20 protein-coding genes are annotated in these 25,608 nt (G+C 71.3%); 5 read left to right on the plus strand and 15 right to left on the minus strand.

The window, feature by feature from the left end:
• Positions 1 to 453: 453 nt before the first annotated feature.
• Entirely contained in the window at positions 454 to 1,461 is a 1,008-nt protein-coding gene (locus AB0M67_RS37365) for a stage II sporulation protein M (protein ID WP_365752084.1), read from the minus strand.
• A gap of 161 nt (positions 1,462 to 1,622) precedes the next feature.
• On the opposite strand from AB0M67_RS37365, the gene AB0M67_RS37370 reads away from it, so the two are divergent.
• Positions 1,623 to 2,594 carry an RDD family protein gene (locus AB0M67_RS37370; protein ID WP_365752085.1) on the plus strand — a complete coding sequence of 324 codons (972 nt, stop codon included), beginning with the start codon at positions 1,623 to 1,625 and terminating at the stop codon, positions 2,592 to 2,594.
• Between the two features lie 19 nt (positions 2,595 to 2,613).
• Here the strand turns inward: AB0M67_RS37370 and AB0M67_RS37375 are convergent, their stop codons facing one another.
• The 9 genes from AB0M67_RS37375 to AB0M67_RS37415 form a co-directional block, all read right to left on the minus strand.
• A complete protein-coding gene (locus AB0M67_RS37375) occupies positions 2,614 to 3,228 on the minus strand; it encodes a hypothetical protein (protein ID WP_249952530.1) in 615 nt (204 codons plus the stop codon).
• A gap of 156 nt (positions 3,229 to 3,384) precedes the next feature.
• Positions 3,385 to 4,842, minus strand: coding sequence for an adenosylhomocysteinase (ahcY, locus tag AB0M67_RS37380; RefSeq protein ID WP_365752086.1), 1,458 nt, complete (start codon positions 4,840 to 4,842; stop codon positions 3,385 to 3,387).
• 282 nt (positions 4,843 to 5,124) lie between these two features.
• Positions 5,125 to 6,102, minus strand: coding sequence for a cation diffusion facilitator family transporter (locus tag AB0M67_RS37385; RefSeq protein WP_365752087.1), 978 nt, complete (start codon positions 6,100 to 6,102; stop codon positions 5,125 to 5,127).
• A gap of 88 nt (positions 6,103 to 6,190) precedes the next feature.
• Positions 6,191 to 7,360 (minus strand): mannose-6-phosphate isomerase, class I, encoded by a 1,170-nt coding sequence (manA, locus tag AB0M67_RS37390; protein WP_365752088.1) that lies wholly within the window; start codon positions 7,358 to 7,360, stop codon positions 6,191 to 6,193.
• 150 nt (positions 7,361 to 7,510) lie between these two features.
• Positions 7,511 to 8,734 (minus strand): SIS domain-containing protein, encoded by a 1,224-nt coding sequence (locus AB0M67_RS37395; protein WP_365752089.1) that lies wholly within the window; start codon positions 8,732 to 8,734, stop codon positions 7,511 to 7,513.
• A gap of 77 nt (positions 8,735 to 8,811) precedes the next feature.
• Positions 8,812 to 8,994 (minus strand): Trm112 family protein, encoded by a 183-nt coding sequence (locus tag AB0M67_RS37400; protein ID WP_351415551.1) that lies wholly within the window; start codon positions 8,992 to 8,994, stop codon positions 8,812 to 8,814.
• 234 nt (positions 8,995 to 9,228) lie between these two features.
• On the minus strand, positions 9,229 to 10,587 hold the full coding sequence (locus AB0M67_RS37405) for a phosphomannomutase/phosphoglucomutase (RefSeq protein WP_365752090.1): 1,359 nt from the start codon (positions 10,585 to 10,587) through the stop codon (positions 9,229 to 9,231).
• 156 nt (positions 10,588 to 10,743) lie between these two features.
• Entirely contained in the window at positions 10,744 to 12,360 is a 1,617-nt protein-coding gene (locus AB0M67_RS37410; RefSeq protein ID WP_365752091.1) for an L-lactate permease, read from the minus strand.
• Between the two features lie 191 nt (positions 12,361 to 12,551).
• Positions 12,552 to 12,977: a DUF3499 domain-containing protein gene (locus AB0M67_RS37415; RefSeq protein ID WP_365752092.1), complete on the minus strand. Its 426-nt coding sequence runs from the start codon at positions 12,975 to 12,977 to the stop codon at positions 12,552 to 12,554.
• 275 nt (positions 12,978 to 13,252) lie between these two features.
• Between AB0M67_RS37415 and AB0M67_RS37420 the strand changes: the two genes are divergently transcribed.
• Positions 13,253 to 13,681 carry a metallopeptidase family protein gene (locus AB0M67_RS37420; RefSeq protein ID WP_249952721.1) on the plus strand — a complete coding sequence of 143 codons (429 nt, stop codon included), beginning with the start codon at positions 13,253 to 13,255 and terminating at the stop codon, positions 13,679 to 13,681.
• Between the two features lie 102 nt (positions 13,682 to 13,783).
• Here AB0M67_RS37420 and AB0M67_RS37425 read toward each other — a convergent pair whose 3' ends face one another.
• The 3 genes from AB0M67_RS37425 to AB0M67_RS37435 all read right to left on the minus strand — a co-directional run bounded on the left by AB0M67_RS37425 (position 13,784) and on the right by AB0M67_RS37435 (position 19,791).
• Complete coding sequence (locus AB0M67_RS37425; RefSeq protein ID WP_365752093.1) at positions 13,784 to 15,343, minus strand: DUF5719 family protein; 1,560 nt, start codon at positions 15,341 to 15,343, stop codon at positions 13,784 to 13,786.
• Positions 15,340 to 19,287, minus strand: coding sequence for a glycosyltransferase (locus AB0M67_RS37430; protein ID WP_365752094.1), 3,948 nt, complete (start codon positions 19,285 to 19,287; stop codon positions 15,340 to 15,342). The genes AB0M67_RS37425 and AB0M67_RS37430 overlap by 4 nt, the downstream gene beginning before the upstream one ends.
• A 240-nt stretch (positions 19,288 to 19,527) precedes the next feature.
• Complete coding sequence (locus AB0M67_RS37435; protein ID WP_014046372.1) at positions 19,528 to 19,791, minus strand: WhiB family transcriptional regulator; 264 nt, start codon at positions 19,789 to 19,791, stop codon at positions 19,528 to 19,530.
• 708 nt (positions 19,792 to 20,499) lie between these two features.
• Here AB0M67_RS37435 and AB0M67_RS37440 point away from each other — a divergent pair.
• From AB0M67_RS37440 to AB0M67_RS37450, 3 genes are read left to right on the plus strand one after another with little or no spacing between them, the layout of a single operon-like run.
• The gene (locus AB0M67_RS37440; protein WP_365752095.1) at positions 20,500 to 21,000 is read left to right on the plus strand and encodes a cysteine dioxygenase family protein; all 501 of its coding nucleotides are present in this window, start codon (positions 20,500 to 20,502) and stop codon (positions 20,998 to 21,000) included.
• Between the two features lie 13 nt (positions 21,001 to 21,013).
• On the plus strand, positions 21,014 to 21,970 hold the full coding sequence (cofD, locus tag AB0M67_RS37445; protein ID WP_365752097.1) for a 2-phospho-L-lactate transferase: 957 nt from the start codon (positions 21,014 to 21,016) through the stop codon (positions 21,968 to 21,970).
• Positions 21,967 to 23,259, plus strand: coding sequence for a coenzyme F420-0:L-glutamate ligase (locus tag AB0M67_RS37450; protein WP_365752099.1), 1,293 nt, complete (start codon positions 21,967 to 21,969; stop codon positions 23,257 to 23,259). Before cofD ends, AB0M67_RS37450 begins: the two co-directional genes overlap by 4 nt.
• Positions 23,260 to 23,312: 53 nt before the next feature.
• Here the strand turns inward: AB0M67_RS37450 and AB0M67_RS37455 are convergent, their stop codons facing one another.
• Both AB0M67_RS37455 and AB0M67_RS37460 read right to left on the minus strand, forming a co-directional pair.
• A complete protein-coding gene (locus tag AB0M67_RS37455) occupies positions 23,313 to 24,227 on the minus strand; it encodes a DNA-3-methyladenine glycosylase 2 family protein (protein ID WP_365752170.1) in 915 nt (304 codons plus the stop codon).
• Between the two features lie 241 nt (positions 24,228 to 24,468).
• Entirely contained in the window at positions 24,469 to 25,551 is a 1,083-nt protein-coding gene (locus AB0M67_RS37460) for an NDP-sugar synthase (RefSeq protein WP_365752100.1), read from the minus strand.
• Between the last annotated feature and the right edge of the window lie 57 nt (positions 25,552 to 25,608).

Raw genomic sequence — 25,608 nt, forward strand, 5'->3', positions numbered from 1 at the left:
CTCTCGGGCTTTCCTCCGGGCTTTTCCCTTCGGTCTTGCGTTTCCGACTCTATCAGACTCTTTCGTGTCCGATTCCCCGTCGGAGCGGGGCCGCCCTCCAGTTCTTCGCTTTCGCGCTTTCCCTTTCCGGCGATTCCGACTCTATCAGATTCATTCGGCGTGTTCTGCTTCATGAATTCCGATGGCCTGCGGACTGGCCTTATGCCTTTCGGCTGACCCGACTTTAGCAGAAACATTCGGACCGATCTGATCGGCCTTGGTGATCTGGATGTCGAATCGGAAGGGCTGCGCGGGAATTCGATTCCCACCGCGAGCCGCGTAGAAATGATCAACTGCTCTCGAAGCTTGTCCAACTTCGAGGCAACCGTTCAAATCTACCTCCCCACGCCAACCGTGTCAACGGTCGTTGTGGGGCGAAGAGGAGACTAACAGGTGTCGGCCGCGATACGCACATCAGGCCGCGACCGGAAGTTCGGCGCTGCGGTCCGCGGCTTCCACGTCACCCGTCTGCCCCGCCCGTACGGCCCGTCCGCCGAGGATGTAGACGTAAGCGAGGAAAGCCGCCTCAGCTGCCACGCCGATGGCGATCCGGGCCCAGGTGGGCAGGCCGGACGGGGTCACGAAGCCCTCTATCAGACCTGACACGAAGAGGACGAGCGCCAGGCCGATGGCCATGCCGAGTGCGGCGCGGCCCTGCTGGGCCATGGCGGTGCGACGGCTGTACGGGCCCGGGTCGATCAGTGTCCAGCCGAGTCGGAGACCCGTACCCGCGGCGACGAAGACCGCTGTCAGTTCGAGCAGGCCGTGCGGGAGGACCAGCCCGAGGAAGATATCGAGGCGGCCGGCCGAGGACATCAGACCGATGCCCACTCCCAGGTTGAGCACGTTGACGAAGAGGACCCAGATGACCGGCAGACAGAGGAAGGCGCCCAGGACGAGGCACATGGCGGCGGCCTGGGCGTTGTTCGTCCAGACCTGGGCCGCGAAGGACGCCGCCGGATGGCTTGAGTAGTACGTCTCGTACTCACCGCCGGGCCGGGTCATCCGGCGCAGTTCGTCCGGAGCGGCGATCGCGGACTGGACCTCCGGGTGGGCTCCGATCCACCAGCCGATGAGGGCGGCCAGGAGAGTGGAGAGGATCGCCGTCGGGATCCACCAGCGCCGGGAACGGTAGACAGCCGCGGGAAAGCCGGCCGTGAGGAAGCGCGCGGCGTCGCGCCAGGTGGCCCGGCGGGCTCCGGTGACCGTGGCACGGGCTCGGGCCACGAGCTGGGTGAGACGCGTGGTGAGCGCCGGGTCCGGGGCGGTGGACTGGATCAGCGAGAGATGGGTGGCGGTGCGCTGGTAGAGAGCGACGAGTTCATCGGCCTCGGCTCCGGTGAGGTGGCGCCCGCGGTGCAGGAGATGATCCAGGCGGTCCCACTCGGCACGGTGGGCTGTCACGAAGACATCGAGGTCCATGGTCGGCTGCTGCTCCAGGCACTGGGTGCGTACGGTCCGTACTACTGCGCGGCCAGCGCGTCGCAGCCAGGGCCATGGCCACTGCCGCGACGCGCTGCGGGCCAGCTTGGCAGACTGAGGACTTCAGGGGCAGAGAAGGTCCGGCGATGGGTGGGGCACCGGTGAATGAGCTTGTGACGGGCGACGCGGTGGTACTCGGGCTGCGCCCGGCGAGGCTGCCGAGCCGGGCGCTGGCGCTGGCGATCGACATGGTGGTCGCCTGGACGGCCTATCTGCTGGTGTCCGTCGGAATCGCTCTCGCGGCCGGCTCCCTGGACGAAGCGGCACTCATGGCCCTGTCCATCGCGACGTTTCTGCTGGTCCTGGTAGGCGGGCCGATCGCCGTGGAGACCCTCAGCCATGGACGTTCCCTGGGGAAGCTGGCCTGTGGGCTGCGCGTGGTACGGGACGACGGCGGGCCGGTCCGGTTCCGGCACGCGCTCGTGCGCGGGGCGATGGGGGTCGTGGAGATCCTGCTGTCGTTCGGAGTCATCGCCTGTATCGCGTCGCTGGTCTCGGCGCGGGGTCGGCGGGTCGGGGATGTCTTCGCGGGGACCCTCGTCGTACGGGAGCGGGTGCCGGTGACGCACCCGGCCATGGTCCCGCCGCCTCCGCCGTCGCTCGCGGGACGGTTCGCGGAGCTGGACCTGTCCGCCGTGCCGGACGATCTGTGGCTCGCCATACGCCAGTACCTGACGCGGATGGGGCAGCTCGACGCCGGAGTGAGCTGGTCGATGGCCGAGCGGCTCGCGGGTGATCTGGCGGCGCGCACCGGGGCTCCGGCGCCGCAGGGGATCCCCGCCGGCGCTTTTCTGGCCGCCGTCGTGCATGAGCGGCAGGCGCGGGACGCGCGACGGGCCTTCGGCGCCTCTCCCGGCCCGGCCCCGGTTCCCAGCCGGGATCCGGCCCCTGCTGCTCCGGTGGCGATACCGGTCCCGGACCAGGCCACTGCTCCAGCCCCTTTCCAGGCCCCGTCCTTCCAAGCTCCGGCCTTCCAAGCCCCGGCCGCCTCACCGGTTCCGTCCCCCGCACCCGCGCCCGCGCCGTCCGAAGCCGTGGCGCCCCCGGCCACCGGGTTCGCCCCGCCGGCGTAGGCATCGGGCACGGCCCGCGTCAGGGCAGGACGGACGGCGGGGATTCCAGGTCTTCGAGCTCGATGCCGGGGGCCGAGAGCACCACGTCGCCGGCGAGGTGAACCGTGTGCTGCTCGCCCGTGTCCAGGGCGCTGACCTGGTACTCGTCCACTGTCAGCGGTCCGTTGTCAGTGCCGTGCGCTTCACTGTTCACCAGGGCCCAGGACTGATCGAGAGTACGGGGAGCGAGGACGGGATCCGTGAAGGCCACAAGGCGTACGCGGGTCGCGGGGGAGCCGGGCGTGAGACGCAGAAGTCGCGCGGTCGCGACAAGGAACGCGGGGGAGGTGCCGGTGAAGGCATGGGCGCGGACGTTGCCTTCGGTGGCATGGGTGCCGGTGGGGTCGGTACGGACCCAGGTGACGCCGTCGAGTGCGGCGCCACGGATCTGCCAGCTCGCGGCGTGGAGTTGAAGGCGGATGGGGCGGCCGAGCTCGTCGAGGGCCAGATCGACGGAGCCGGAGTGGTCGCCGGAGGGAGTGGTGATCTGGGAGACATAGCGCCAGCCGGAGGGGCCGGGCGCGCAGTGGAAGTGTTCGTCACCGAGAGGGGTGTGATCGTGCGGATCATGGAGCGAATAACGGCCGCGGGGCATGGGGTCTTTCCGGTCCTTCGGAGCCTCGGCGTCTGACACTCTTCCTCGCCACGCACGGGACAGGCCCCCGACACGGGGGTGCGGGGGCCTGTCCGTTGCAGCGGGGTACTACCGCGGAGGTACCTACAGGTAGCTACAGGTGCCTACGGAGGTGTGTCAGTAGCGGTAGTGGTCGGGCTTGTACGGGCCCTCGACCTTGACGCCGATGTAGGAGGCCTGCTCCGGGCGGAGCGTCGTCAGCTTCACACCGAGCGCGTCGAGGTGGAGCCGGGCGACCTTCTCGTCCAGGTGCTTGGGGAGCACGTAGACATCGGTCGGGTACTCCTCCGGCTTGGTGAACAGCTCGATCTGGGCCAGCGTCTGGTCCGCGAACGAGTTGGACATCACGAAGGACGGGTGGCCGGTCGCGTTGCCCAGGTTCAGCAGGCGGCCCTCGGACAGGACGATGAGCGTCTTGCCGTCCGGGAAGGTCCAGGTGTGGACCTGCGGCTTGACCTCGTCCTTGACGATGCCGTCGATCTTGGCGAGGCCGGCCATGTCGATCTCGTTGTCGAAGTGACCGATGTTGCCGACGATCGCCTGGTGCTTCATCTTGGCCATGTCCGAGGCCATGATGATGTCCTTGTTGCCCGTGGTGGTCACGAAGATGTCGGCGATACCGACGACATCGTCGAGCGTGGAGACCTGGTAGCCGTCCATCGCCGCCTGGAGGGCGCAGATCGGGTCGATCTCCGTGATGATCACGCGGGCGCCCTGGCCGCGCAGCGACTCCGCGCAGCCCTTGCCGACGTCGCCGTAGCCGAAGACGACCGCGACCTTGCCGCCGATGAGGACGTCGGTGGCGCGGTTGATGCCGTCGATCAGGGAGTGGCGGCAGCCGTACTTGTTGTCGAACTTGGACTTGGTGACCGCGTCGTTGACGTTGATCGCCGGGAAGAGGAGGCTGCCGTCGCGGTGCATCTCGTACAGCCGGTGCACGCCGGTGGTGGTCTCTTCCGTGACACCGCGGATCTCGGACGCCAGACGGGTCCACTTCTGCGGGTTCTCGGAGAGGGTGCGGTTCAGCAGACGGAGGATGTAGCCGTACTCCTCGCTGTCCGCGGTGGCCGGGTCGGGGGCCGCGCCGGCCTTCTCGAACTCGACGCCCTTGTGCACCAGGAGGGTGGCGTCACCACCGTCGTCGAGGATCATGTTCGGGCCGCCGGTGGGCGTGTTCGGCCACGTCAGGGCCTGCTCCGTGCACCACCAGTACTCCTCCAGCGTCTCGCCCTTCCAGGCGAAGACCGGGACACCCTGGGGGTTGTCGACGGTGCCCTGGGGACCGACCGCGATGGCGGCCGCGGCGTGGTCCTGGGTGGAGAAGATGTTGCAGGACGCCCAGCGGACCTCGGCACCGAGGGCCGTCAGGGTCTCGATGAGGACCGCGGTCTGCACGGTCATGTGCAGGGAGCCGGTGACACGGGCGCCGGCCAGCGGCTGGGCGGCCGCGTACTCCTTGCGGATCGACATCAGACCGGGCATCTCGTGCTCGGCGAGGGTGATCTCCTTGCGGCCGAACTCGGCGAGCGAGAGATCGGCGACCTTGAAGTCCTGTCGGTTGGCGACAGTCGTCATAACGAGCTGCTCCTCGTAAATCGGGTCGAGGGTGGGTACGTACGGCTGGCTCTGCGGCGTCGGGCATACGAATGCCCGAGACCCCGCAGCACAGTCCGTCGGAGGCCCTCTCTCCCTCGGCCGGTCCGCAATCGCGGGCCGCCCGACCGCCATCAGCAGCGACGTCTGGCTCTCCAGACGAATCTACACCGACCGGCCCATGGGCCCACAGCCGAACGGGAAATGGATCATGAAGGGATCAGAAGGAGGGGAGGGGAAGTGGAGGGAGGAAAGGACCGGGACTCAGTGGGTGGTAGTGGAGGCCGGACCGCCTTGTTCCTTGGCGGGGTTGGTGCCCGCGGCGGCGGCCGACTCGCTGTAGATGTCCGGCTCCAGATAGATCACCCGGGCGATCGGGACCGCCTCGCGGATCCGGGCCTCGGCGGCGTTGATGGCCTGGGCGACCTCGCCTGCGGTGTCGTTGTGCTCGACCGCGATCTTGGCGGCGACCAGCAGCTCCTCGGGGCCGAGGTGGAGCGTACGCATGTGGATGACGCCGGTCACCACCTCGCCGTCGACGAGCGCGTTCTTGATCTTCTCCACGTCCTCGGTGCCCGCGGCCTCGCCGAGGAGGAGGGACTTCGTCTCGACCGCCAGTACCAGCGCGATCAGGATGAGGAGGACGCCGATGCAGAGGGTGCCGATGCCGTCCCAGACGCCGTTGCCCGTCCCCAGGGCGAGCCCCACACCGGCCAGGGCGAGAACCAGACCGACGAGCGCACCGAGGTCCTCCAGGAGCACGACGGGGAGTTCGGGGGCCTTGGAGCGGCGGACGAACTCCGTCCAGGAGAGCGAGCCGCGCGTGAGGTTCGACTCCTTGATGGCCGTACGGAACGAGAACGTCTCCGCGATGATCGCGAAGACGAGCACACCCACCGGCCAGTACCAGGCCTCGATCTCGTGGGGGTGCTTGATCTTCTCGTAGCCCTCGTAGATGGCGAACATGCCACCGACCGAGAACAGCACGATGGAGACGAGGAAGGCGTAGATATAGCGCTCGCGGCCATAGCCGAAGGGGTGCTGCGGGGTCGCCTCGCGCTTCGCCTTCTTGCCGCCGAGGAGCAGCAGCCCCTGGTTGCCCGCGTCCGCGACGGAGTGCACGCTCTCCGCGAGCATCGAGGACGAACCACTGAAGAGGAACGCCACGAACTTGGCTACTGCGATCGCGAAGTTGGCGCCGAGCGCCGCCACGATCGCCTTGGTTCCGCCTGACGCGCTCATTGGGTGCGAGGTGTCCCTTCATCGGTGGCGCGGCCCTGGCGCCGCGGTACGGCGGGACATTGTTGCAGCCGCCGGGACGGCCGGTACATCAGACCACCACTGTGGCCCGGAACACCGTGCCCGTACCGGACAGTTCGGCCTTCTCGCCCGCCGCGACGAAGACCGAACCGCCTGGGGCGAGCTCGATGTCGTTCGCCTGCGGCGTGCCCGCCGTGCAGAGCAGGATCTGGGGCGTCGCGGCGGTGAGGTCGCGCGGCTCGGCACCGGGCGCGAGGGTGTAGCGGGAGAGCCTGAACTCGTCGATGGGCGTCTCGTACAGCTCCTCGCCCGAGGGTGACGCCTCCGGGCGCAGGACGCCGGGGTCGCTCGCCTCGAAGCGGACGATACGGAGCAGCTCGGGCACGTCCACGTGCTTGGGGGTGAGTCCGCAGCGCAGGACGTTGTCCGAGTTGGCCATGATCTCGACGCCGAGACCGCTGAGATAGGCGTGCGGGACGCCCGCGCCGAGGAAGAGCGCCTCGCCCGGCTGGAGTTGTACGTAGTTGAGCAGCATGGCGGCGATGACGCCGGGGTCGCCCGGGTAGTGGTGGGCGATCGACGCGTACGGGGCGTAGTCCCCGCCGAGCCGGTCCGCCGCCGCGGCGACCTCGGTGACGGTGGCGGCCATCTCGTCCGGATCGGCGGTGAGGACGGCGGTCAGCACCTCGCGCAGCGCGGCTTCTTCGGGGTGGGCGCGCAGAAGATCGACGTACGGCTTGAGCGAGTCGATGGCCAGCCGCGCGAGCAGTTCGGCGCTCGCCTCCGGGGCGCGGAAGCCGCACATGCCGTCGAAGGGGGTGAGCGCGCAGATCAGCTCGGGCTTGTGGTTGGCGTCCTTGTAGTTGCGGTGGGGCGCGTCGATCGGGACGCCGCGCCGCTCCTCCGCCTCGTACCCCTCCTTCGCCTGGGCGAGGTCGGGGTGGACCTGGAGGGAGAGCGGGGAGCCGGCGGCCAGGAGCTTGAGGAGGAACGGCAGCCGGGGGCCGAACTTCCTGACCGCCGCCGCGCCGAGTTCCGCCTCGGGGTCGGCGTCGATGACGGCGGAGAGCGCCTGTTCACCGGAGTCATGCCCCCGGTCGAGTCGGGACGGCGCTCCCGGGTGGGCGCCCATCCACATCTCGGCCTGGGGCTCGCCCGTGGGAGCGGTGCCGAGCAGCTCCGGGATGGCGGTCGTCGAGCCCCAGGCGTAGGGGCGCACAGTGTTGGAGAGGCGGTCCATGGGGTGAGCTTTCTCGTACGGGGTGACGGAGCGACGACACGCGGTGGCGCATGGATGTGGCGACAGTGAAGGTGTGGTGAAGGTGAAAGTGAGTCCGGGTCTGGTTCCGGGTCCGAGTGGGGCTCATGGTCGCGCGGAGCCGGATCCGGCTTACTCGGGGGCGGCCCCGGCGAGGGCCAGATAGACCGTGGCGAAGTCGGTGACGGCGACCAGCTCGGCCAGGGCCTCCAGCTCGCTGCCCTCCTCGGGCTCCAGTTCGCTGATGGCCGTGTCATGGCCGAGCGCGAGTTCGCGGGCGGCGGGGGCCGCGGTCAGTCCGCCGGCCGGGCGGTCCCGGAGCAGGATGACACGGGCGCGCCACGCCTGGGGCTCCTCGACCCGGTCGCGGAAGAAGTCGTCGGGGTCGGCGGCGCCGCCCGCGAAGTGACCGGCGAGCAGCGCGCTGTGCGCCGTGAGGGCTTCGGGCAGTTCGGCTGCGAGGGCGGGACGGCCGGTCAGTTCGGCAAGTACGGCGGCGAAGCGGCGCCCCGCGGGGGCGGCGACCGGGCCCTCCGTCCAGATCAGCGGGAGGCTGTCGGCCAGCTCGGCGGCGAGGGTCTTGGCCGGGTTGCTGTACGTCACGATGGCCGGGCCGCAGCGTTCGGCGGTGCGGTCCAGCCGGTCGGCGACGAGTTGGAGGGTCTCGGCCGGCGCGGTGAGCAGCCCGACCCGGTCCAGGAGCGCGAGCAGCGGGACGAGCAGGGCCCAGAGCGCGCCGGGGCCGGCCGCCGGCGTCCCTTCGGGCTCGTACGGCTCATCGGAGCCGTCGCGTCCGTACTGGCCGGGCTCAACGGACTGACCGTACGAGCCGTTCTGGCCGTAGGCGCCGTTCTGGCCGTTCGGTGCCGTCGCCATCGGGACCATCAGTCCGTGCGTCCCGCCGACGATCTCGCTCAGCGGCGACTGGCGCGGGGCGACGGCGACGACCGTACAGCCGCGGCGGTAGGCCTGCTCGGCGAGGAGGGAGAGGCCCGGCTCGCTGCCTTCCGTGGTGGCGATCAGCAGCAGATCCACGGGGCCCGCCCAGCCCGGGAGCGCCCAGCGCAGCGCGCCCGCCGCGGCGGCGACGCCGGTGGGGCGGAGCCGGGTGACGGGCGCGGCGTTCGCGGCGAGCGCGGTGATCAGATCGGCGACGCCGGTCGCGGCGGCACCGGAACCGGCGATCAGTACGGCACGCGGGCGGCCTTCCGGCGCGAGTCCGGCGATGCCGGCCTCCGCGGTGTGCCGGAGGGCGGTGCGTACTCGCGCTCCGGCCTCAGCGGCGCCGCGCAGCAGACCGTCGCGGTCGGCTCGCGCCAGGGCGTCGGGAGCGTCGAGCAACGACTCGTCGAGCATGGGGATGGGCCTCCGATCGCCGGGCGCGGGGCCTCGCGGGCACGGGGCGCGGGGCGTTGTGGGCAGCGCTTGCTTGGTCAGGCGGGGCGGCGTGCCTCGTCGACGAGGAGGACCGGGATGTCGTCCCGTACCGGATAGGCCAGGCCGCAGTCCTCGCCGGTGCAGATCAGCTCGGGGGTCTCGGCCGCGGTGCGGTCGCTGAGCGGCGCGTGGCAGGCCGGGCAGGCGAGGATCTGCAGAAGGCCGGCTTCGAGCGGCATGGGGATGAGGTCCCTTCGTGCGGGTGGATCGGGCCATGTCAGCGTACCGCCGGGCGCTGTCAGGCGGGGACCGGCCGTCGTGCGCCGTACGCGGTCCGGGACGGGGAACGGGACAGGGGAAGAGGACGCGCCCCCCGGCCCGGAGACCGGGCCCGAGGGCCGACGGCGGAAGACCGACGTCCGCGGACGCGCCGACCGGGACCGACCGCTGAGGACGTGCGGGCCGGCGGCGGCCTACGCGCGGATCAGCGCCAGCGCCTCGTCCCTGACGCGCTCCATCGTCGCCTCGTCGCGCGCCTCGACGTTCAGGCGCAGCAGCGGCTCCGTGTTGGAGGCGCGGAGGTTGAACCACCAGTCCGCGGCCGTCACCGTCAGTCCGTCCAGTTCGTCGAACGTGACGCCGTCGCGGGAGGCGAAGGCCGCGCGTACCGCCGCCGTGCGGGCCGTCTGATCGTCGACCGTGGAGTTGATCTCGCCGGAGCCCGCGTAGCGGTCGTACGAGGCGACCAGTTCGGACAGTGGTGCCCGCTGGCCGCCGAGCGCCGCCAGGACGTGGAGCGCCGCGAGCATGCCCGTGTCGGCGTTCCAGAAGTCGCGGAAGTAGTAGTGCGCGGAGTGCTCGCCCCCGAAGACCGCTCCCCTGGCGGCCATCTCCTGCTTGATGAAGGAGTGTCCGACGCGGGTACGCACGGGCGTGCCGCCGTGTTCCCTGACGACCTCGGGGACCGACCAGGAGGTGATCAGGTTGTGGATGATCGTGCCGCCGGGGTGCTTGGCCAGCTCGCGCGCCGCGACCAGGGCGGTGATCGCCGACGGGGAGACGCCGTGGCCCCGCTCGTCGACGACGAAGCAGCGGTCGGCGTCACCGTCGAAGGCGAGTCCCAGGTCGGCGCCCTCGGCCAGGACGCGGGCCTGGAGGTCCACGATGTTCTTCGGGTCCAGCGGGTTGGCCTCGTGGTTCGGGAACGTACCGTCCAGCTCGAAGTACATCGGCACCACATCGAGCGGCAGCTCCGCGAAGACCGTCGGGACGGTGTGCCCGCCCATGCCGTTGCCCGCGTCCACGACGACCTTCAGCGGGCGGATCGCCGAAACATCGACCAGGGACAGCAGATACCCGGCGTAGTCGGTGAGCGTGTCCCGCTGCCTGAGGTGTCCCGGCTTGGTGGCCGAGGCCGGGGCGCCGTCCGCCAGCCAGCCCTCGGCCAGCGCGCGGATCTCCGCCAGCCCCGTGTCCTGGCCGACCGGCGCCGCGCCGGCCCGGCACATCTTGATGCCGTTGTACTGGGCGGGGTTGTGCGAGGCGGTGAACATCGCGCCCGGCAGATCCATGTCCCCCGACGCGTAGTACAGCTGGTCGGTGGAGCACAGTCCGATGATCGTGGCGTCGGCTCCGCGCGAGACGGCGCCCCGGGCGAAGCTCGACGCCAGACCGGGCGAGGAGGGCCGCATGTCATGGCCGATCACGATCGCCTCGGCGCCGGTGACCTCGACGAAGGCGGCGCCGAAGAGTTCCGCGAGGCGGTCGTCCAGTTGATCCGGGTACACCCCTCGCACGTCGTACGCCTTCACGATCTGCGACAAATCGGCCACGGCCAACGCCTCCAGAAGTTCCTGTCACCGCGGTCAGCGGGGCCCGCCGCGATCCGCTGCGGTCGGTTCAAACTACCCGTCGGCGACCTGTCGACGGTCCGGCGGACAGCCGTAAGTCCCTAAACCTCGGCGACACGCACCAGGCCCTCAAGGCCCTCAAGGAAGCATCCACCCCAGCACCGCGGTGCTCTGCCCCAGCACGATGAGGCACATCACCAGCAACAGCCCCAGGCTCCAGGGCAGTACCTTGCGCAGCAGATCCCCTTCCTTGCCCGCGAGTCCGACCGCCGCGCACGCGATCGTCAGGTTCTGCGGCGAGATCATCTTGCCGAGCACTCCCCCGGAGCTGTTCGCCGCGGCCAGCAGTTCGGGCGACAGGCCGGACTGGGCCGCCGCCGTCACCTGCAGCGCGCCGAAGAGGGCGTTGGCCGAGGTGTCCGAGCCCGAGACCGCGACGCCGAACCACCCCAGGATCGGCGAGAGGAACGCGAGTCCCGCGCCCGCCGCGGCGACGAAGTGGCCGATGGTGCCCGCCTGTCCGGAGAGATTCATGACGTACGCGAGGGCCAGTACGGACGTGACGGTGAGGATCGCGTACCGCAGTTCGTACACGGTCGCCGCCCACTCCCGCGCCGCGTCCCCCGCGCGTACGCCGAGGACGACAGCCGTGAAGAGTCCGGCAAGCAGTACGAGCGTGCCACCGGTCGCGACGAGGGGCAGGGAGAAGACATTGGCGCCGACGCGGTTCCCGTCCGGGTCCGCGGCGTCGAGGAACGGCCAGTCGAACACCCTCGTCGCCTTGGCCAGCGTCTCCTTGACCGGCGGGATCTGTGCGACGGAGAAGATCACCACGATCAGTGCGTACGGAGCGTAGGCGCGCAGCACTTCGGGGCGCGGGTCCTCGCGGTCCAGGTCCTCGCTCCGTACGCCCGTGAGCACCGCGGCGCGCACCGGCTCCGCCGCGGGCCGACGCGCCGAGGGGACGGCCACCAGCGCCGCCGCTCCGGCCAGCGCGGCGCCGATGTCGGCGAGTTGGGCGGAGACGTAATTGGCGGCGGCGAACTGCGCGGCGGCGAAGGCGATTCCGCATGCCAGGGCGGGCAACCACGTCTCGCGCAGCCCCCGCCGGCCGTCGACGAGCCAGACCAGTACGAGCGGTACGACGAGCGCGAGCAGCGGGGTCTGCCGGCCGACGACCGAGGCGACGGTGTCCAGCGGCAGATCGGTGACCTGCGCGAGCGTCACCACGGGGGTGCCCATCGCGCCGAACGCCACGGGCGCGGTGTTGGCGACGAGCGAGACGACGGCGGCCTTGACCGGCGAGAAGCCGAGCGCCACCAGCATCACCGAACAGATGGCCACCGGCGCCCCGAAGCCCGCGAGCGCTTCGAGCAGCGCGCCGAAGCAGAAGGCGATGACGAGTGCCTGGATACGGGGGTCGTCGGAGAGACGCCCGAAGGACCGCCGCAGGATGTCGAAGTGCTGCGTACGGACCGTCATCCGGTACACCCAGAGGGCGTTGACGACGATCCACATGATCGGGAAGAGCCCGAAGAGCGCTCCCTGGGCACCGGCCGAGAGGGTCTGGCCGAGAGGCATACCGAAGATGATCCAGCCCACCACCACGGCGACGGCGAGACCGATGACCCCCGCGCGATGGGCTTTCATCCGGAGGGCACCGAGCAGGATCAGTACGGTGGCCAGCGGGAGGGCGGCGACAAGGGCGGAGAGGGCGAGCGAATCGGCGACGGGTTCCAGTTGCTGTACGTACACGACAGTCCTCCGGATTCCGCGATACGGAAACTGATCTCTCACGGCTGGAGGAATGCTCGTGTCCATGCCAAGGTGAGGTCAATGGTCCGTACAGGATCCGTACCGGAAAAGATGCCGATGAGGCGACGAGCCCGACGGCCAGGACTCAGGACCCGAGGCTCAGGACCAGCGGGACTCGGAGCCCGGCGAGGTCAGGGCTCAGGAGAGCGCAGCACCCTCAGATGCCCCCGGCGCCCGCCCTCGGTCGAATCCGCCCCGCGCGCGCCGTTGCCACCGCCCCCCGCCGCGCGCTCCTGCGGACGCGCCGCCTCGCGTACGGCGTTGGCGAGCGCCTCCAGATCGTCACCGCTGGGGCGCGCCGGGGCCGAGCCGTCCGTCAGGCGGACGACCTCCCAGCCACGCGGAGCGGTCAGCCGCTCACTGTGTTCCGCACACAGGTCGTAGCAATGGGGCTCGGCGTAGGTGGCGAGCGGGCCGAGGACCGCGGTCGAGTCGGCATAGACGTACGTCAGTGTCGCGACAGCAGGGCGGCCGCACGCGGTGCGCGAACAGCGACGTACAGGGCTCACGATGTTGGACGGTACCGCACTCTTGAGCGGGCCGCGACGACTCTCCACCAGGTCACTCCCCCGTGTCGCGGCGTGATATCCCACCCAACTTGGCCGGAAGTAACTGCCCTGACCTGCATGGAAAGAGAAGTGACCGAGTGGCGACACTCCGTTACACAGTCATGACTTGGGACAAAAGCCGTCAATGACAGCGAGGGCGGTGATCGCGGGGACGCCTGGAATCGAGCGCAAGCTTGGCCGGAATGCTCAATATGCGACATGCCGTACGAGGCGGGCGGTAGCCGCGATATCGGCGGCGCGGGGAGGGCTACCCTGCGTCAGTGATGGACAGTCCTGTACCGCCCCGCCCGACCGAACCACGGCCGCGCCGCCGCGACCGTCACGGCCGCGGTATGCGTGGGCCCGTCGCCCCGCCCCAGGTGCCGCTGTCGACCAGCCGCTCCGAGTCCTTCCGCGATCTCGTGCGGGACTCGGTGGACCGGCTTGAGCGGCGCTGGCCCCAGCTGGCCGAGGTGGATTTCCTGGTCATGGAGGTGCCGACCCCGCAGGACGACACCGTGCCGCTCGGCAGCTCGGTCCCGGCCGGGAAGGACCACCCGGCGCGGATCCTGATCTACCGGCGGCCCGTGGAGATCCGTACGAAGAACCGCGACGACCGCGCGCTGCTGGTGCACGAGGTCGTGGTCGAGCAGGTCGCGGAACTGCTGGGGCTGGCGCCCGAGTCCGTCGATCCCCGGTACGGACAGGAGTGAGGGCGGACCCGGACGCCACCGGGCCCGCCCCCGGGCGGACGACGCTGCTTCGGACTTACTCGTCCAGGCCCTGACCTGGCTGCCGGTTGTCCAGGCCCCGGCCTAGCTGCCGTCGTCCAGGATCGACAGGTCCTCCCTGGCCTTCGGTACGGACACGGTCCCCCGGTCGTCCGGCAGCGTCTGGACCGTGAACATCGGGACACCGTCCTCCGGCAGCTCCAGCGTGCGCGCCGCGTGGACCGGGCCGCCGCCCGGCTCCGGCTCGACCGTCAGCGCGTACGAGCCCTTCAGCCCGCCCGGCACCGGCGGTGTGACCGCCAGGGTCGTACCGCCCTTGACCGTGTACGTCTTCTCGGCCGGCTCGCCGCCCCCGGTACCCGCCGAGGCCGTGACCTTGACCTTCGCGGTCGCGCCCGGCGCGGTCAGCGAGAGCGTCGAGCCCTTGGCCCGGTTGTCGGCGACGGTCGACCGCGACGCGATCGACGCGGTCGCCGGGATGAACGCGATCTCCCGCTTCTCGCCCTTGCCGCGCACCACACGCAGCGCCGCGACCACCGGGGCCGGACGCGCGCCCTCCGCCGGGGAGAGGATCAGCGAACCGGCCTGGCCCTTGGTGATGTCCGCCAGTTCGAGGGTCGCCGTCATCTGCGACTTGATATGCAGACTCTCGCTGCCCGCCGGGGTGATCGTGCTTTCGGCGCCCGCCAGTTGCACCTTCAGATCGGCGTCGTCGGAGCCCGTCGCGAACGCCACGAGCCTTACGTCGGTGGCGTCCGCCGGGATTCCGGGCAGTACCAGCCGCGCCGCCGGATCCGCCGCGGCGGCCAGCCAGTCGCTGCCCCCCGCCGCGTCCGCGACGCGCACCGCCGCGCCGACCCGGCCGGAGCGGGTGGTGACATGGACGGTCACATCGGCCGCGGCCGCGGTGGTCAGGGTGGAGAGCAGCACCGGCACGCTGGACCTGGCGGGCACCGGAATGCCCTCGCCCACCTCCGACTTGACCGCGCCGTCATTCCCGTACAGCTCGATGTCGGCGACGGCCGCGGTGTCGTCGGGGTTGGTGAGATGGACGTAGTCCTGGCGCGACCTCTCCGTGCTCGCGCCGGGGAACCAGAAGTCCGTGTCCGGGGCGGTGCAGCTCAGGCCGAGCACTCCGCGCGCGTCACCGACGCCGACCGTGGTGGTCTGCTGGGTGGTCCAGCCGGGCGCGAACCGGCCAGTGGCGGTGCCGACGAGAGCGGGTGCCTCGGCGCCGCTCGCCTCGACGGAGACGGGTGTGCCGGGCTCCTTCAGACTGACGAACGGTTTGTCCTTCGCCGGGTCCTTCTTCGCGCCCTCCGCGTCCGTCCCGTCCTTCGCCTTGTCGTCGGAGGCGCCCGTGTCGGCGGCGTCGACCAAGGTGACGACGGACTCGGCCAGTTCGGCCGAGCCGCCCGTACCGCTGTCCGCCGTGCCCGCCGGTGTGATGGAGGTGTACGTCGTCTCCGCGACGTCCGAGACGCTCGGCGCCGGGCAGAGCTGGCTGGTGCGCTCCACGGGCAGCCGGGCGGCGGTCAGGGCAGCCGCCGTGCCGCCCGTGTCGGGCGCGGACAGGGCGGCGAAGCCGGTGACGGCGGCGAGGGCGGTGGCGGCCGCGATGAGGGAGAGGGTCGTACGGTTCACTGGTTACTGCTCCCGTCGGGGCGCTGGCGCTGTGCGTTCTCCGTGCCGTCGGCGTAGGGCTGCTGGGGCCCGGGGGGTTGCGGGGGCTGCTGGGGTTGCGGGGGCTGCTGCCCGTAGCCGTACGGGTCGTACTGCGAGGGGTCGTACTGCCCTCCCTGGTACTGCCCTTCCCCCTGGTACTGGCCCTCCCCTTGGTACTGGCCGGCTTGGTGCTGTCCGCCCTGGTACTGGCCCTCCTGATACTGGCCGGCGGGGTACTGGCCCTCCTGGTACGGGTCCGCCGGGTACTGCTGATACGGCTGCTGGTACTGGCCCTCGCCGTACTGCTCGCCGTACTGCTGCTCGTTCGGGTACTGGGCCTGGCCCTGCGGGTACTCCGCGCCCGAGTAGGCGGTGGCGTCCCACTCGCCGTACGCGGGCTGCTCGGGCACGGCCCCGTAAGCCGACTGCTGCTCGTCCCGGCCGACTTGGCCCTGCCCGCCGCCGTACGGCTCCTCAACAGGCGCCCCGGGCGCGGCGGGCGCCGGCGGAACGGCCGGCTGTTGCGCGGTCGCGTACTCGCCGGTCTCCCCCGTCTCCCTCGTCTCGGCCATCCCGCCCGTCCTGACCGTCCCGCCCGTTTCGGCTCCCGGCCCGGACTCCGGGCCCGGTCCGTCCGCCTCGGCCTCCGCCGCCGCACGCAGCCTGCGCGCGCGCCGGCCGTCGCCCGCCAACGCCTGCGCCGGGATCTCGATGTCCTCGTCGGGCAGGTCGTCGTCGATCTCCCGGCGACGTCCCGGCAGAGCGAGCACCAGCAGGACGACGGCGAGCGCGCCCTGTGCCCAGATCCACGCGGTGTGCGTGATCGGGTCCTCGTAGGTGAGGTCCAGACGGCCGCCCTCGGCGGGCAGTTCGAAGCCCTGGGCCCAGCCGTCGACGGTCTTCTTCGTCAGCACCTTGCCGTCGAGCGTGGCCTGCCAGCCCTCGGCGGCCCGGTCGGCGATCCGCAGCACCCGTCCGGAAGCGCCGGCCGGGATCTTCGTGTGTGCCTCGACCGGCTCGGACGCGACGGCCAGCGGCTCGCCCTCGCCCTTGCCGTCGACGATCGTTGCCCGTGAGATCTGCCGGTCGACGCGCCACAGCGCGCTGCCGTCCAGCTGGCTCAGCCGGGTCAGCCCCGGGGTGGCGTCCAGGACCCGGCTGGTCTGCCGCGGCACACCGTCCCGTACGAGTACATAGCGGATCGCGAAGCCACTGAGCTGGTCGGTCTGGTCGGCGCCGGAGCCCGCTACGAGGTTGGCGACGACCTTGTCGAGCCGGGGATCGCCGCCGCCCGACGCGGTCAGCTCGGCGTCACCGAGCCGCCCGCCCGAGCCGCGCACCAGCGAGTACGAGACCTCGGCCGCCGACGTACCGCCGAGGACGAGCGTGCGCGGCTGGTCGCGGGTGATGCTCTCCTCCGCGACGAACGCGGGGACCTGGACCGGGTCGCGGCGCTCCAGCGGTCCGGACGCGCCGCTGATCATCCAGCCGAAGGCGGCCAGCAGCGGGGCGAGGCCCGCCGCGACGGCGATGAGTACGGCGACGGGCTGGCGCCAGCCGAAGCTCTCCGCGGCGACGCGCTCCCGGGCGCCGTCCGCGCCGAGCACGGCCGCCGCGATCAGCGCGAGTCCGTAGAGCAGCGTGGCGGGTCCGGCCCAGCCGGAGTTGTTGGTGAGTACGGCGAAGACCAGCGCGAGGATCGCGACGACCCAGGCCGAGCGGATCGCGAACTGCCGCTCACCGCGCAGCAGCGCCGCCAGCGCGGCGAGCACGATCCCGATCAGCAGAATGCCGCCGGCGGCCTTGGGACCGCCGGGGCTGATACCGAGCAGATCGAGCGCGGAGGCCGTTCCCGTACCGAACTCCAGCCCCGCCTCCTGGAGGAAGGCGGACGGCGAGGTGAGCAGCGAGAGCGACCAGGGCGCGAGCAGCAGCAGTGGTGTGCCGAGCCCGGCGAGCACCCGCGGCCCGTACGCGGCGAGGTCGTCGCGGCGCAGCGCCAGGACACCGAGGCCGAGCAGCAGCGCCACGGGCCATACGACCGGGGTGAAGGCCATCGCGAACGTCAGCAGGAAGGCGTACGCCCAGGTGGCCCGCCAGCTGCCGCGGCTCTCCCCGCTCGCGACGCCGCCCGCCCCGCCGCGCATCCCGTAGGCGGCGACAGCGGACCGGGCGATCAGCGGCAACAGGACGGCGAGTACGGCCGTACCGAGCCGTCCGGTGGCCAGTGCGCCGGTCGCGGCGGGCAGGAAGGCGTACGCGATGCTCGCCCAGGCGCGCAGCAGCCGCGATTCGACCAGCGGCCGTGAGGCGAAGTAGGCGGTGACTCCGGCCAGCGGGACCGAGCAGACGAGAAGGAGGGTCAGCGCGAAGCCGGTGGAGCCGAGGAACAGCGCGGAGAGCGCGGCGAGTACGGCGAGATAGGGGGGCGCGGTCTCGGTGACGCCCGTACCGACGGGATGCCAGCCGTCGGCGTAGCGCGACCAGAGGTCGGCGACCTCGGCGGGCGCGGGCAGCAGCGCCCCGCCCGCGAGCGCGCCGCCGCCGAAGAGTCCGCGGCAGGCGATGAGCGAGACGAGCAGCAGGATCCCGAAGAGGACGGGGCCCGGCTTGTGCGCGAGCTTCTTCAGCCGGGCGAACTGCTCGATCTCCATGAAGTCGGCTTCGTCACCGCCGGGCCCCGACTCAACGGCGCCGTGCCGTGAGCCGCCCGCGTCGGCGTCCGAGTCGCCGCCGAGGCTGCCGGCGATCTGCTCGACGGTGGCCCGGACCGTGGCGCCGGGCGGCGGGAAGAGCGGACGCAGCTCGGCCGCCTCGACGACGCCCTTGCCGCGCTGCCGTCGCGCGCTGATGATCCGGCCGGGCCGCAGCAGGGTCCCGAAGAGCCCCATCACCTCGTCGACGGCCTGGCCCGGCGCCTTGCCCACGAGATAGGCGAGGGTGCGCAGCAGGGTGCCGACGACAAGACGGAGCAGTACGTAGGGCAGGACGGTGGCCCGCGCGTTGACGAGCATGGTGTAGACGGCGCCGGCCTTGTCGACGCGGTGCGGGTTGACGACGGAGCGGCCCGCGCAGTCGACCGTACGGCGCTCCCGGGCGGCGGCCTCGGCGTGCCGCAGGACGGCGTCTGGGGCGACGAGCACCCGGTGGCCCGCGGCGTGCGCGCGCCAGCACAGGTCCACATCGTCGCGCATCAGCGGGAGCCGGCGGTCGAAGCCGCCGAGTTCGTCCCAGACGTCGCGCCGGATGAGCATGCCGGCGCTGGAGACGGAGAGGACGGTACGGACCTGGTCGTGCTGGCCCTGGTCCTGTTCGCGCCGGTCGAGTCCGGTCCAGCGGCGTCCGCTGTTGGCGATGGAGACGCCGACTTCGAGGAGTTGCTTGCGGTCGTACCAGCCGCGCAGTTTGGGTCCGACGACCGCCGCGTACTGGTCGGAGTCGGCGACGCGCAGCAGCTCGGCGAGCGCGTCGGGGTCGGGCGCGCAGTCGTCGTGGAGGAGCCAGAGCCACTGCACCGGTTCGCCGTGCGGCAGTTCGGGCATGTCGTACGTGTCGTCGCGCCAGCTCCGGGTCACCGGGTCCCAGCCGCTGGGCCGCTTCAGATAGGGCAGGTCGTCGGGCGTGAGCACCCCGGCGGTGCGTACCGCCTCCTCCACGGCCGTACCGAATCCGGACCGGCGCGCGAGATGCAGGACGCGGTCCTGGCCGAGCGCTTCGGTGAGCAGCCGGGCGGAGTCGTCGGCGCTGCCGGTGTCGGCTGCCATGACGTTCTGTACGGGTCGTTCCTGGCCCAGCAGCCCGGCGAGGGCGTCGGGCAGCCAGCGCGCACCGTCGTGGGCGACGAGCACCGCGGTCACGACGTGCCGCGGGAACTCGGGGGCGCTGGCGGTGGCGGAAACGAACGCGGCGGTGGTGGGGGACATTGAGGTAGCGGGCCCTCCGGCCGGGGGGTCGCCCCGAAGGGGCGTGGGAGCGTCTCGGACGGGGCCCCACACTAACGGTAGGGGGGAGGGGCGGCGGACGGGCGGGAAACACAACGGTCCGCCGTCTGCGGGGAGGTGCAGACTGCGGACCGTGCCATACGTAGGAAGTGGTGCCGGTCGTTCCGGGCGACCGGCCGGTCTTCGGCCCCGGCCACCGCGACCGGACCGGCAAGGCGGCGGTCAGATCGCGGCCTTCTTCAGTCGGCGCCGTTCACGTTCCGACAAGCCGCCCCAGATACCGAATCGCTCGTCATTGGCAAGGGCATACTCAAGGCATTCGGATCGGACCTCACAGGCGAGACAGACCTTCTTGGCCTCACGCGTGGAACCGCCCTTCTCGGGGAAGAAGGACTCGGGATCTGTCTGGGCGCACAAGGCGCGCTCCTGCCAGCCGAGTTCCTCGTCCGCGTCCTCGACCAGCAGTTGCTGGAACAGCTCGGTCATGTGCGCCCCTCGTCTGTCTTTTGCGTCCCCGTGATGTGGCCGCTATCGATTTCGGCCGAACGACACGAGTGAAATTACAAGTGTGTGGCTCCGGCCAGGTCAAGCCGAGATCTGCTATTGGGCCCGGTATTCACTCTGCGGAACCAAGGCTATGCGGAAAGTGTTCAAATCACCAAAAACCTGACACATGCCACTGGCCTGTTCGCACCCACCTCCTTCTCGACAGGAGAGACGTCGAAAACCGCAACCTTGTTGCGGATCACCCCCCGGAAGCGATCCGGATCACAGTCTGATCACGAGGGGCGCGAAGGTGTTTACGAGCACAGTCGCTGCCCGATGTGTCCGCGTCCACCGCCATGCAAACCACTCCGCGACCGGATCAACCGGATGAGGTGAAACATTGCGGCCAAATCGGACATTGAGTTGACATCCGTAACCGGATTCGCAACCTTTGGATCCATGTCAGCGAACCCCGCGCCCACCGCGACCCACCTCCGTGGATACCGCAGCGCTCTCCGGGCCCGCTGTCGCTGTTCCAGCTCCGTCTGCTGTTGACGCCTCCGGGCTCCGGCCGTCCGCTCCACTCCACTCCCGCTGATCACCCTCGTGTGATCTCCCATGCGTCTTCCCCGCGTCTCCCGTGCGATTCCGCGCACCCGTCGCGTCCCCGCCGCAGCCCCTTTCTTACTGCCGAGGAACCACCGCCCCATGAACAGCGACAGCGACCTCCAGATCGCCGGCGACCTCCTTGAGGTCCCGCACCTTCTCCAGCCCGCCCGGGAGCACCCGGCGACGGTGGCCGAGTTCGCGGGCCTCGCGCGCGCCCTCGCCGCCGACCGCGCGCAGTGGGCCCCGCTCGTCCAGTACGACGCCACCAGCCGCTGGTACCACCGGCTGCGCACGGGTCCCGGTTATGAGGTGTGGCTGCTCTCCTGGGTGCCCGGCCAGAGCAGCGGATCACATGACCACGGCCGGTCCTCGGGTGTACTGACCGTGCTCGCGGGTGAGCTGACGGAGCGTTCGGGGAGCGGGAGCCGCACCCTCGCGCCGGGCGCGCAGCGGGTGTTCGCGCCGGGCTATGTCCATGAGGTGGTCAATGACGCGATCGAACCGGCCGTGAGTCTGCATATCTACTACCCGGGTCTGACCGAGATGCCCATGCATTCCGCGCGCTGCGCCCCGGCGGCGCAGGATGTCGTACCGGCCTGACATCCTTTGGGGCATGCGCATTGTGGTTCTGGCCGGCGGTATCGGCGGCGCCCGTTTCCTCCGCGGCCTCAAGCAGGCCGCGCCGGACGCGGACGTCACGGTGATCGGCAACACCGGTGACGACATCCATCTGTTCGGGCTGAAGGTCTGCCCCGACCTCGACACGGTGATGTACACCCTCGGCGGTGGCATCAATGAAGAACAGGGCTGGGGACGTACGGACGAGACGTTCCAGGTCAAGACCGAGCTGGCGGCGTACGGCGTGGGCCCCGAGTGGTTCGGCCTCGGCGACCGCGACTTCGCCACGCATATCGTCCGTACGCAGATGCTCGGCGCGGGCTATCCGCTGAGCGCCGTCACCGAGGCGCTCTGTGCCCGCTGGAAGCCCGGCGTACGGCTGCTGCCCATGTCCGACGACCGCGTCGAGACGCATGTCGCCGTCGATGTGGACGGCGAGCGCAAGGCCGTGCACTTCCAGGAGTACTGGGTGAAGATGCGGGCGTCCGTGGCCGCCCAGGCGGTCGTCCCGGTCGGCGCCGACCAGGCCAAGCCGGCGCCGGGGGTGCTGGAGGCGATCGCCGCGGCCGACGTCATCCTCTTCCCGCCGTCCAACCCCGTGGTCAGCATCGGCACGATCCTGGCCGTGCCGGGTATCCGGGAGGCCATCGCCGAGGCGGGCGTCCCGGTCGTCGGCCTCTCCCCCATCGTCGGGAACGCGCCGGTGCGCGGGATGGCCGACAAGGTGCTCGCCGCGATCGGCGTCGAGGCGACGGCCCAGGCCGTCGCCCTGCACTACGGCTCGGGGCTGCTCGACGGCTGGCTGGTCGACACCGTGGACTCCGCGGCCGTGGCCGGGATCGAGAGCGCGGGGATCCGCAGCCGGGCCGTCCCCCTGATGATGACGGACCTGGACGCGACCGCCGCGATGGCCCGTGAGGCGCTGGCGCTGGCCGAGGAGGTACGGGCATGACGTCGTACCGCGTCCGTGCCCTGCCAGGACTGCCGGAGGTCCGGCCGGGCGACGACCTCGTCAAGCTGATGGTGGCCGCCGGGCCCGGGCTGGTGGACGGCGATGTCCTGCTGGTCACCTCGAAGATCGTCTCCAAGGCGGAGGGCCGGATACTCACGGCCACGGACCGTGAGGCGGCCATCGACGCGGAGACCGTACGGGTCGTCGCGCGGCGCGGGCCCCTCCGTATCGTCGAGAACAAGCAGGGTCTGGTCATGGCGGCGGCCGGGGTCGACGCCTCCAACACCACCGCCGGAACAGTGCTGTTGCTGCCGGAGGACTCCGACGCCTCCGCCCGGGCGATACGGGAGGGGCTGCGGGACGCGCTCGGTGTGGACGTCGGGGTGATCGTCACCGACACGTTCGGGCGGCCCTGGCGCAACGGCCTCACCGATGTGGCGATCGGGGCCGCGGGCGTGCGCGTGCTGGAGGATCTGCGCGGCGGTACCGATGCCCAGGGCAATCCGCTGAACGCGACCGTCATCGCCCTCGCCGACGAACTGGCCGCCGCCGGTGACCTGGTGAAAGGCAAGGCCGAGGGGCTGCCGGTCGCCGTCGTGAGCGGCCTGGGCCACCTCGTCGGCGACACGGAGACGGACGCGCGGGCGATGGTGCGGGTCGCCGCCGACGACATGTTCCGGCTCGGCACGTCCGAGGCGGTACGGGAAGCGGTCACCCAGCGCCGTACGGTCCGGGAGTTCACGGACGAGCCGGTCGACCCGGGCGCGGTACGGCGCGCGATCTCGGCCGCCGTCACCGCCCCGGCGCCGCATCACACGACACCGTGGCGGTTCGTCCTCCTGGAGTCACCCGCGTCGCGGCTGCGCCTCCTCGACGCCATGCGCGACGCCTGGGTCGCGGACCTGCGCCGTGACGGCAAGCCGGAGGAGTCCATCGCCAAACGGGTACGCCGCGGCGACCTTCTGCGCAAGGCGCCGTATCTGGTGGTGCCGTGCCTGGTGACCGACGGCGCGCACACCTACGGCGACGCCCGGCGCGACGGCGCGGAGCGGGAGATGTTCGTGGTCGCCATGGGCGCGGGCGTGCAGAACTTCCTGGTGGCGCTGGCGGGTGAGCGGCTCGGCTCCGCGTGGGTCTCCTCGACGATGTTCTGCCGGGATGTCGTACGGGACGTGCTCGACCTGCCGGCGGACTGGGACCCGATGGGCGCGGTGGCGGTGGGCCACGCGGCAGCTCCGCCGAAGGACCGCCCGGCGCGGTCGCCGGAGTCCTTCCTCACGGTGCGATAGCCGGTCTTCGCGGTAACCGGTCTTTGCACATCCGGGTTCTCACAGCCGGGTTCTCACAGCCGGGCGATGTTCCGGACCTCCATCCGGGGCGCCCGGCGGGCCGGGGTCCGGCCGCTGAGCAGGATCAGCCGGGTCGCGCGGTGCCGCTGACCCGCGTACGGGGCGAGGAGTTCGAGCATCGCCGCGTCATCGGCGTCCCGGTCGTCCGCGAGCGCGTGGCCGATGATGCCGGGGAGATGAAGATCGCCGACGGTGACCGCGTCGGGGGCGCCGTTGGAACGCTGCACGACCTCGGCGGCGGTCCACGGGCCGATCCCGGGGATCAGCTCCAGCCGGGCGGCGGCGCGCTCCGGCTCCATCGCCGCGGCCTCCTCCATCCGGCGCGCGACCCGGACGGCGCGCAGGATCGTCGAGGAGCGCTTGGCGTCGACACCTGCCTTGTGCCACTCCCAGGACGGGATCAGCGCCCAGGTCCGGGCGTCGGGCATGACGTACAGCCGCTCGTGCGCGGGTCCCGGGGCCGGCCCCGGGGCGGGCTCGCCGTGCTCGCGCACCAGGATCCGCCAGGCGCGGTATGCCTCGACGGTGGTGACCTTCTGCTCCAGCACGGACGGGATCAGCGACTCCAGCACCAGCCCGGTGCGGCAGAGCCGCAGGCCCGGCCGACGCCGCTGGGCCTCGACGACGAGACGGTGCCTGGGGACGAACGCGTCCGGGTCGTCGCCCGCGCCGAGCAGCTCCGGGAGCTGCTCCAGCATCCACGCGGCGCCTTCGCCCCACGCCTCGGCCTCCACGACGCCACCACTGCGCACGACCCGCAACGTGCCGGGCCCGGCGGGCGTCCGGGAGGCCCGCCACACGGAACCGTCCGGGTACGCGCGAAAGGTCGGATCGGCGGGTCCACGCCTGAGCGGCCCGAGCACGAGCCCGAGGTCGTAGGGGTCGGGGGGCGTCCACCGGCGACGCAGCCCGGGGCCGTGATCGGTGTGCGTCGTGGGCCCGCGGCGGGGAGCGGGTACGGGTCGTTGTGCGAAGCGTCCAGCCACGGTCACGGTCCTCGGGGCGTCGGGGTCACCCCCGAGACTAAGGGTTCGCCGTTTCGCCGTCCGACGGTGCACCTCCGGCGACGCGCCTCCGGCGAGGTGCGGGTACATGTGGACAACGGCCCCCGCCGGAAGGCTCACCGCGCAGACCTACACGTCAGCGGACCTACACGTCGGAGGAGAACCGCACCGCCCCCGCCGGCAGCACCGCGTCGCACCACACCCGCACCCCCTGCCTCAGCTCATTGTCCGCTCCCACCACCGCGCCGTCCCCCACCACCACATCCGACAGCACCGCCCGCGCCCCCACCCGCGCCCCCGTGCCTATCAGCGAGTTCGTGATCACCGCGCCCGGTTCCACGATCGCGCCGTCCAGGATCGCGCTGCCCGCGACGCGCGCGCCGTCGCCGATCAGGGCGGCCTGGCCGATCACCGTGCCGCCGGTGAGCTTGGCGTCCGGGGCGACCGTGGCCGTGGGCAGGATCAGGCGTTCGCCGCACTGGCCCGGGACCGCCGGGGACGGGGCGCGGCCGAGGACGAGGTCCGCCGAGCCGCGGACGAACGCCTGGGGGGTGCCCAGGTCCAGCCAGTACGTGGAGTCGACCATGCCCTGGAGATGCGCGCCCGCGGCCAGCAGGTCCGGGAAGGTCTCCCGTTCCACCGAGACCGGCCGGCCCTCGGGAATGGAGTCGATCACCGAGCGCCGGAACACATAGGCGCCCGCGTTGATCTGGTCGGTGACGATCTCCTCGGGCGTCTGCGGCTTCTCCAGGAAGGCCGTCACCCGCCCGTTCGCGTCGGTCGGCACCAGACCGTAGGCGCGTGGGTCCTCGACGCGTGTCAGATGCAGCGAGACCTCCGCGCCGGACGACGCGTGGGTCCGCACGAGCGCCCTGATGTCGAGGCCCGTCAGGATGTCGCCGTTGAAGATCAGCACCGGGTCGTCGGGCCCGGAGTGCAGCCGGGAGGCGACGTTCCGGATGGCGCCTCCCGTACCGAGCGGATCCCGCTCGGTCACGTACTCCAGGCTCAGACCGAGGGACGAACCGTCGCCGAAGTACGGCTCGAAGACCTCGGCGAGATAGGACGTCGCGAGGACGATGTGTTCGACGCCCGCCGCGCGCGCCCGTGCCAGCTGGTGCGTGAGGAACGGGACGCCGGCGGCCGGCACCATCGGCTTGGGGGTGCGGGCGGTGAGCGGCCGTAGCCGGGTGCCCTTGCCGCCGACCAGGAGGATCGCTTCTGTCACCGTGTCGTCTCCGCTTCCTGCTGGGGTCGGCGCTTCCGTCCGTACATGCATACACGT

Origin of the sequence: Streptomyces sp. NPDC051662 (assembly GCF_040681655.1) — a bacterium.
Lineage (GTDB): Bacteria > Actinomycetota > Actinomycetes > Streptomycetales > Streptomycetaceae > Streptomyces.

Bases quoted from the DNA above. Each gene is read 5' to 3' on its own strand.
- AB0M67_RS37365 (WP_365752084.1), bottom strand. From the start codon at position 1,461: ATGGACCTCGATGTCTTCGTGACAGCCCACCGTGCCGAGTGGGACCGC.
- AB0M67_RS37375 (WP_249952530.1), bottom strand. From the start codon at position 3,228: ATGCCCCGCGGCCGTTATTCGCTCCATGATCCGCACGATCACACCCCT.
- ahcY (WP_365752086.1), bottom strand. From the start codon at position 4,842: ATGACGACTGTCGCCAACCGACAGGACTTCAAGGTCGCCGATCTCTCG.
- AB0M67_RS37385 (WP_365752087.1), bottom strand. From the start codon at position 6,102: ATGAGCGCGTCAGGCGGAACCAAGGCGATCGTGGCGGCGCTCGGCGCC.
- manA (WP_365752088.1), bottom strand. From the start codon at position 7,360: ATGGACCGCCTCTCCAACACTGTGCGCCCCTACGCCTGGGGCTCGACG.
- AB0M67_RS37395 (WP_365752089.1), bottom strand. From the start codon at position 8,734: ATGCTCGACGAGTCGTTGCTCGACGCTCCCGACGCCCTGGCGCGAGCC.
- AB0M67_RS37400 (WP_351415551.1), bottom strand. From the start codon at position 8,994: ATGCCGCTCGAAGCCGGCCTTCTGCAGATCCTCGCCTGCCCGGCCTGC.
- AB0M67_RS37420 (WP_249952721.1), top strand. From the start codon at position 13,253: ATGGACAGTCCTGTACCGCCCCGCCCGACCGAACCACGGCCGCGCCGC.
- AB0M67_RS37430 (WP_365752094.1), bottom strand. From the start codon at position 19,287: ATGTCCCCCACCACCGCCGCGTTCGTTTCCGCCACCGCCAGCGCCCCC.
- AB0M67_RS37435 (WP_014046372.1), bottom strand. From the start codon at position 19,791: ATGACCGAGCTGTTCCAGCAACTGCTGGTCGAGGACGCGGACGAGGAA.
- AB0M67_RS37440 (WP_365752095.1), top strand. From the start codon at position 20,500: ATGAACAGCGACAGCGACCTCCAGATCGCCGGCGACCTCCTTGAGGTC.
- cofD (WP_365752097.1), top strand. From the start codon at position 21,014: ATGCGCATTGTGGTTCTGGCCGGCGGTATCGGCGGCGCCCGTTTCCTC.
- AB0M67_RS37450 (WP_365752099.1), top strand. From the start codon at position 21,967: ATGACGTCGTACCGCGTCCGTGCCCTGCCAGGACTGCCGGAGGTCCGG.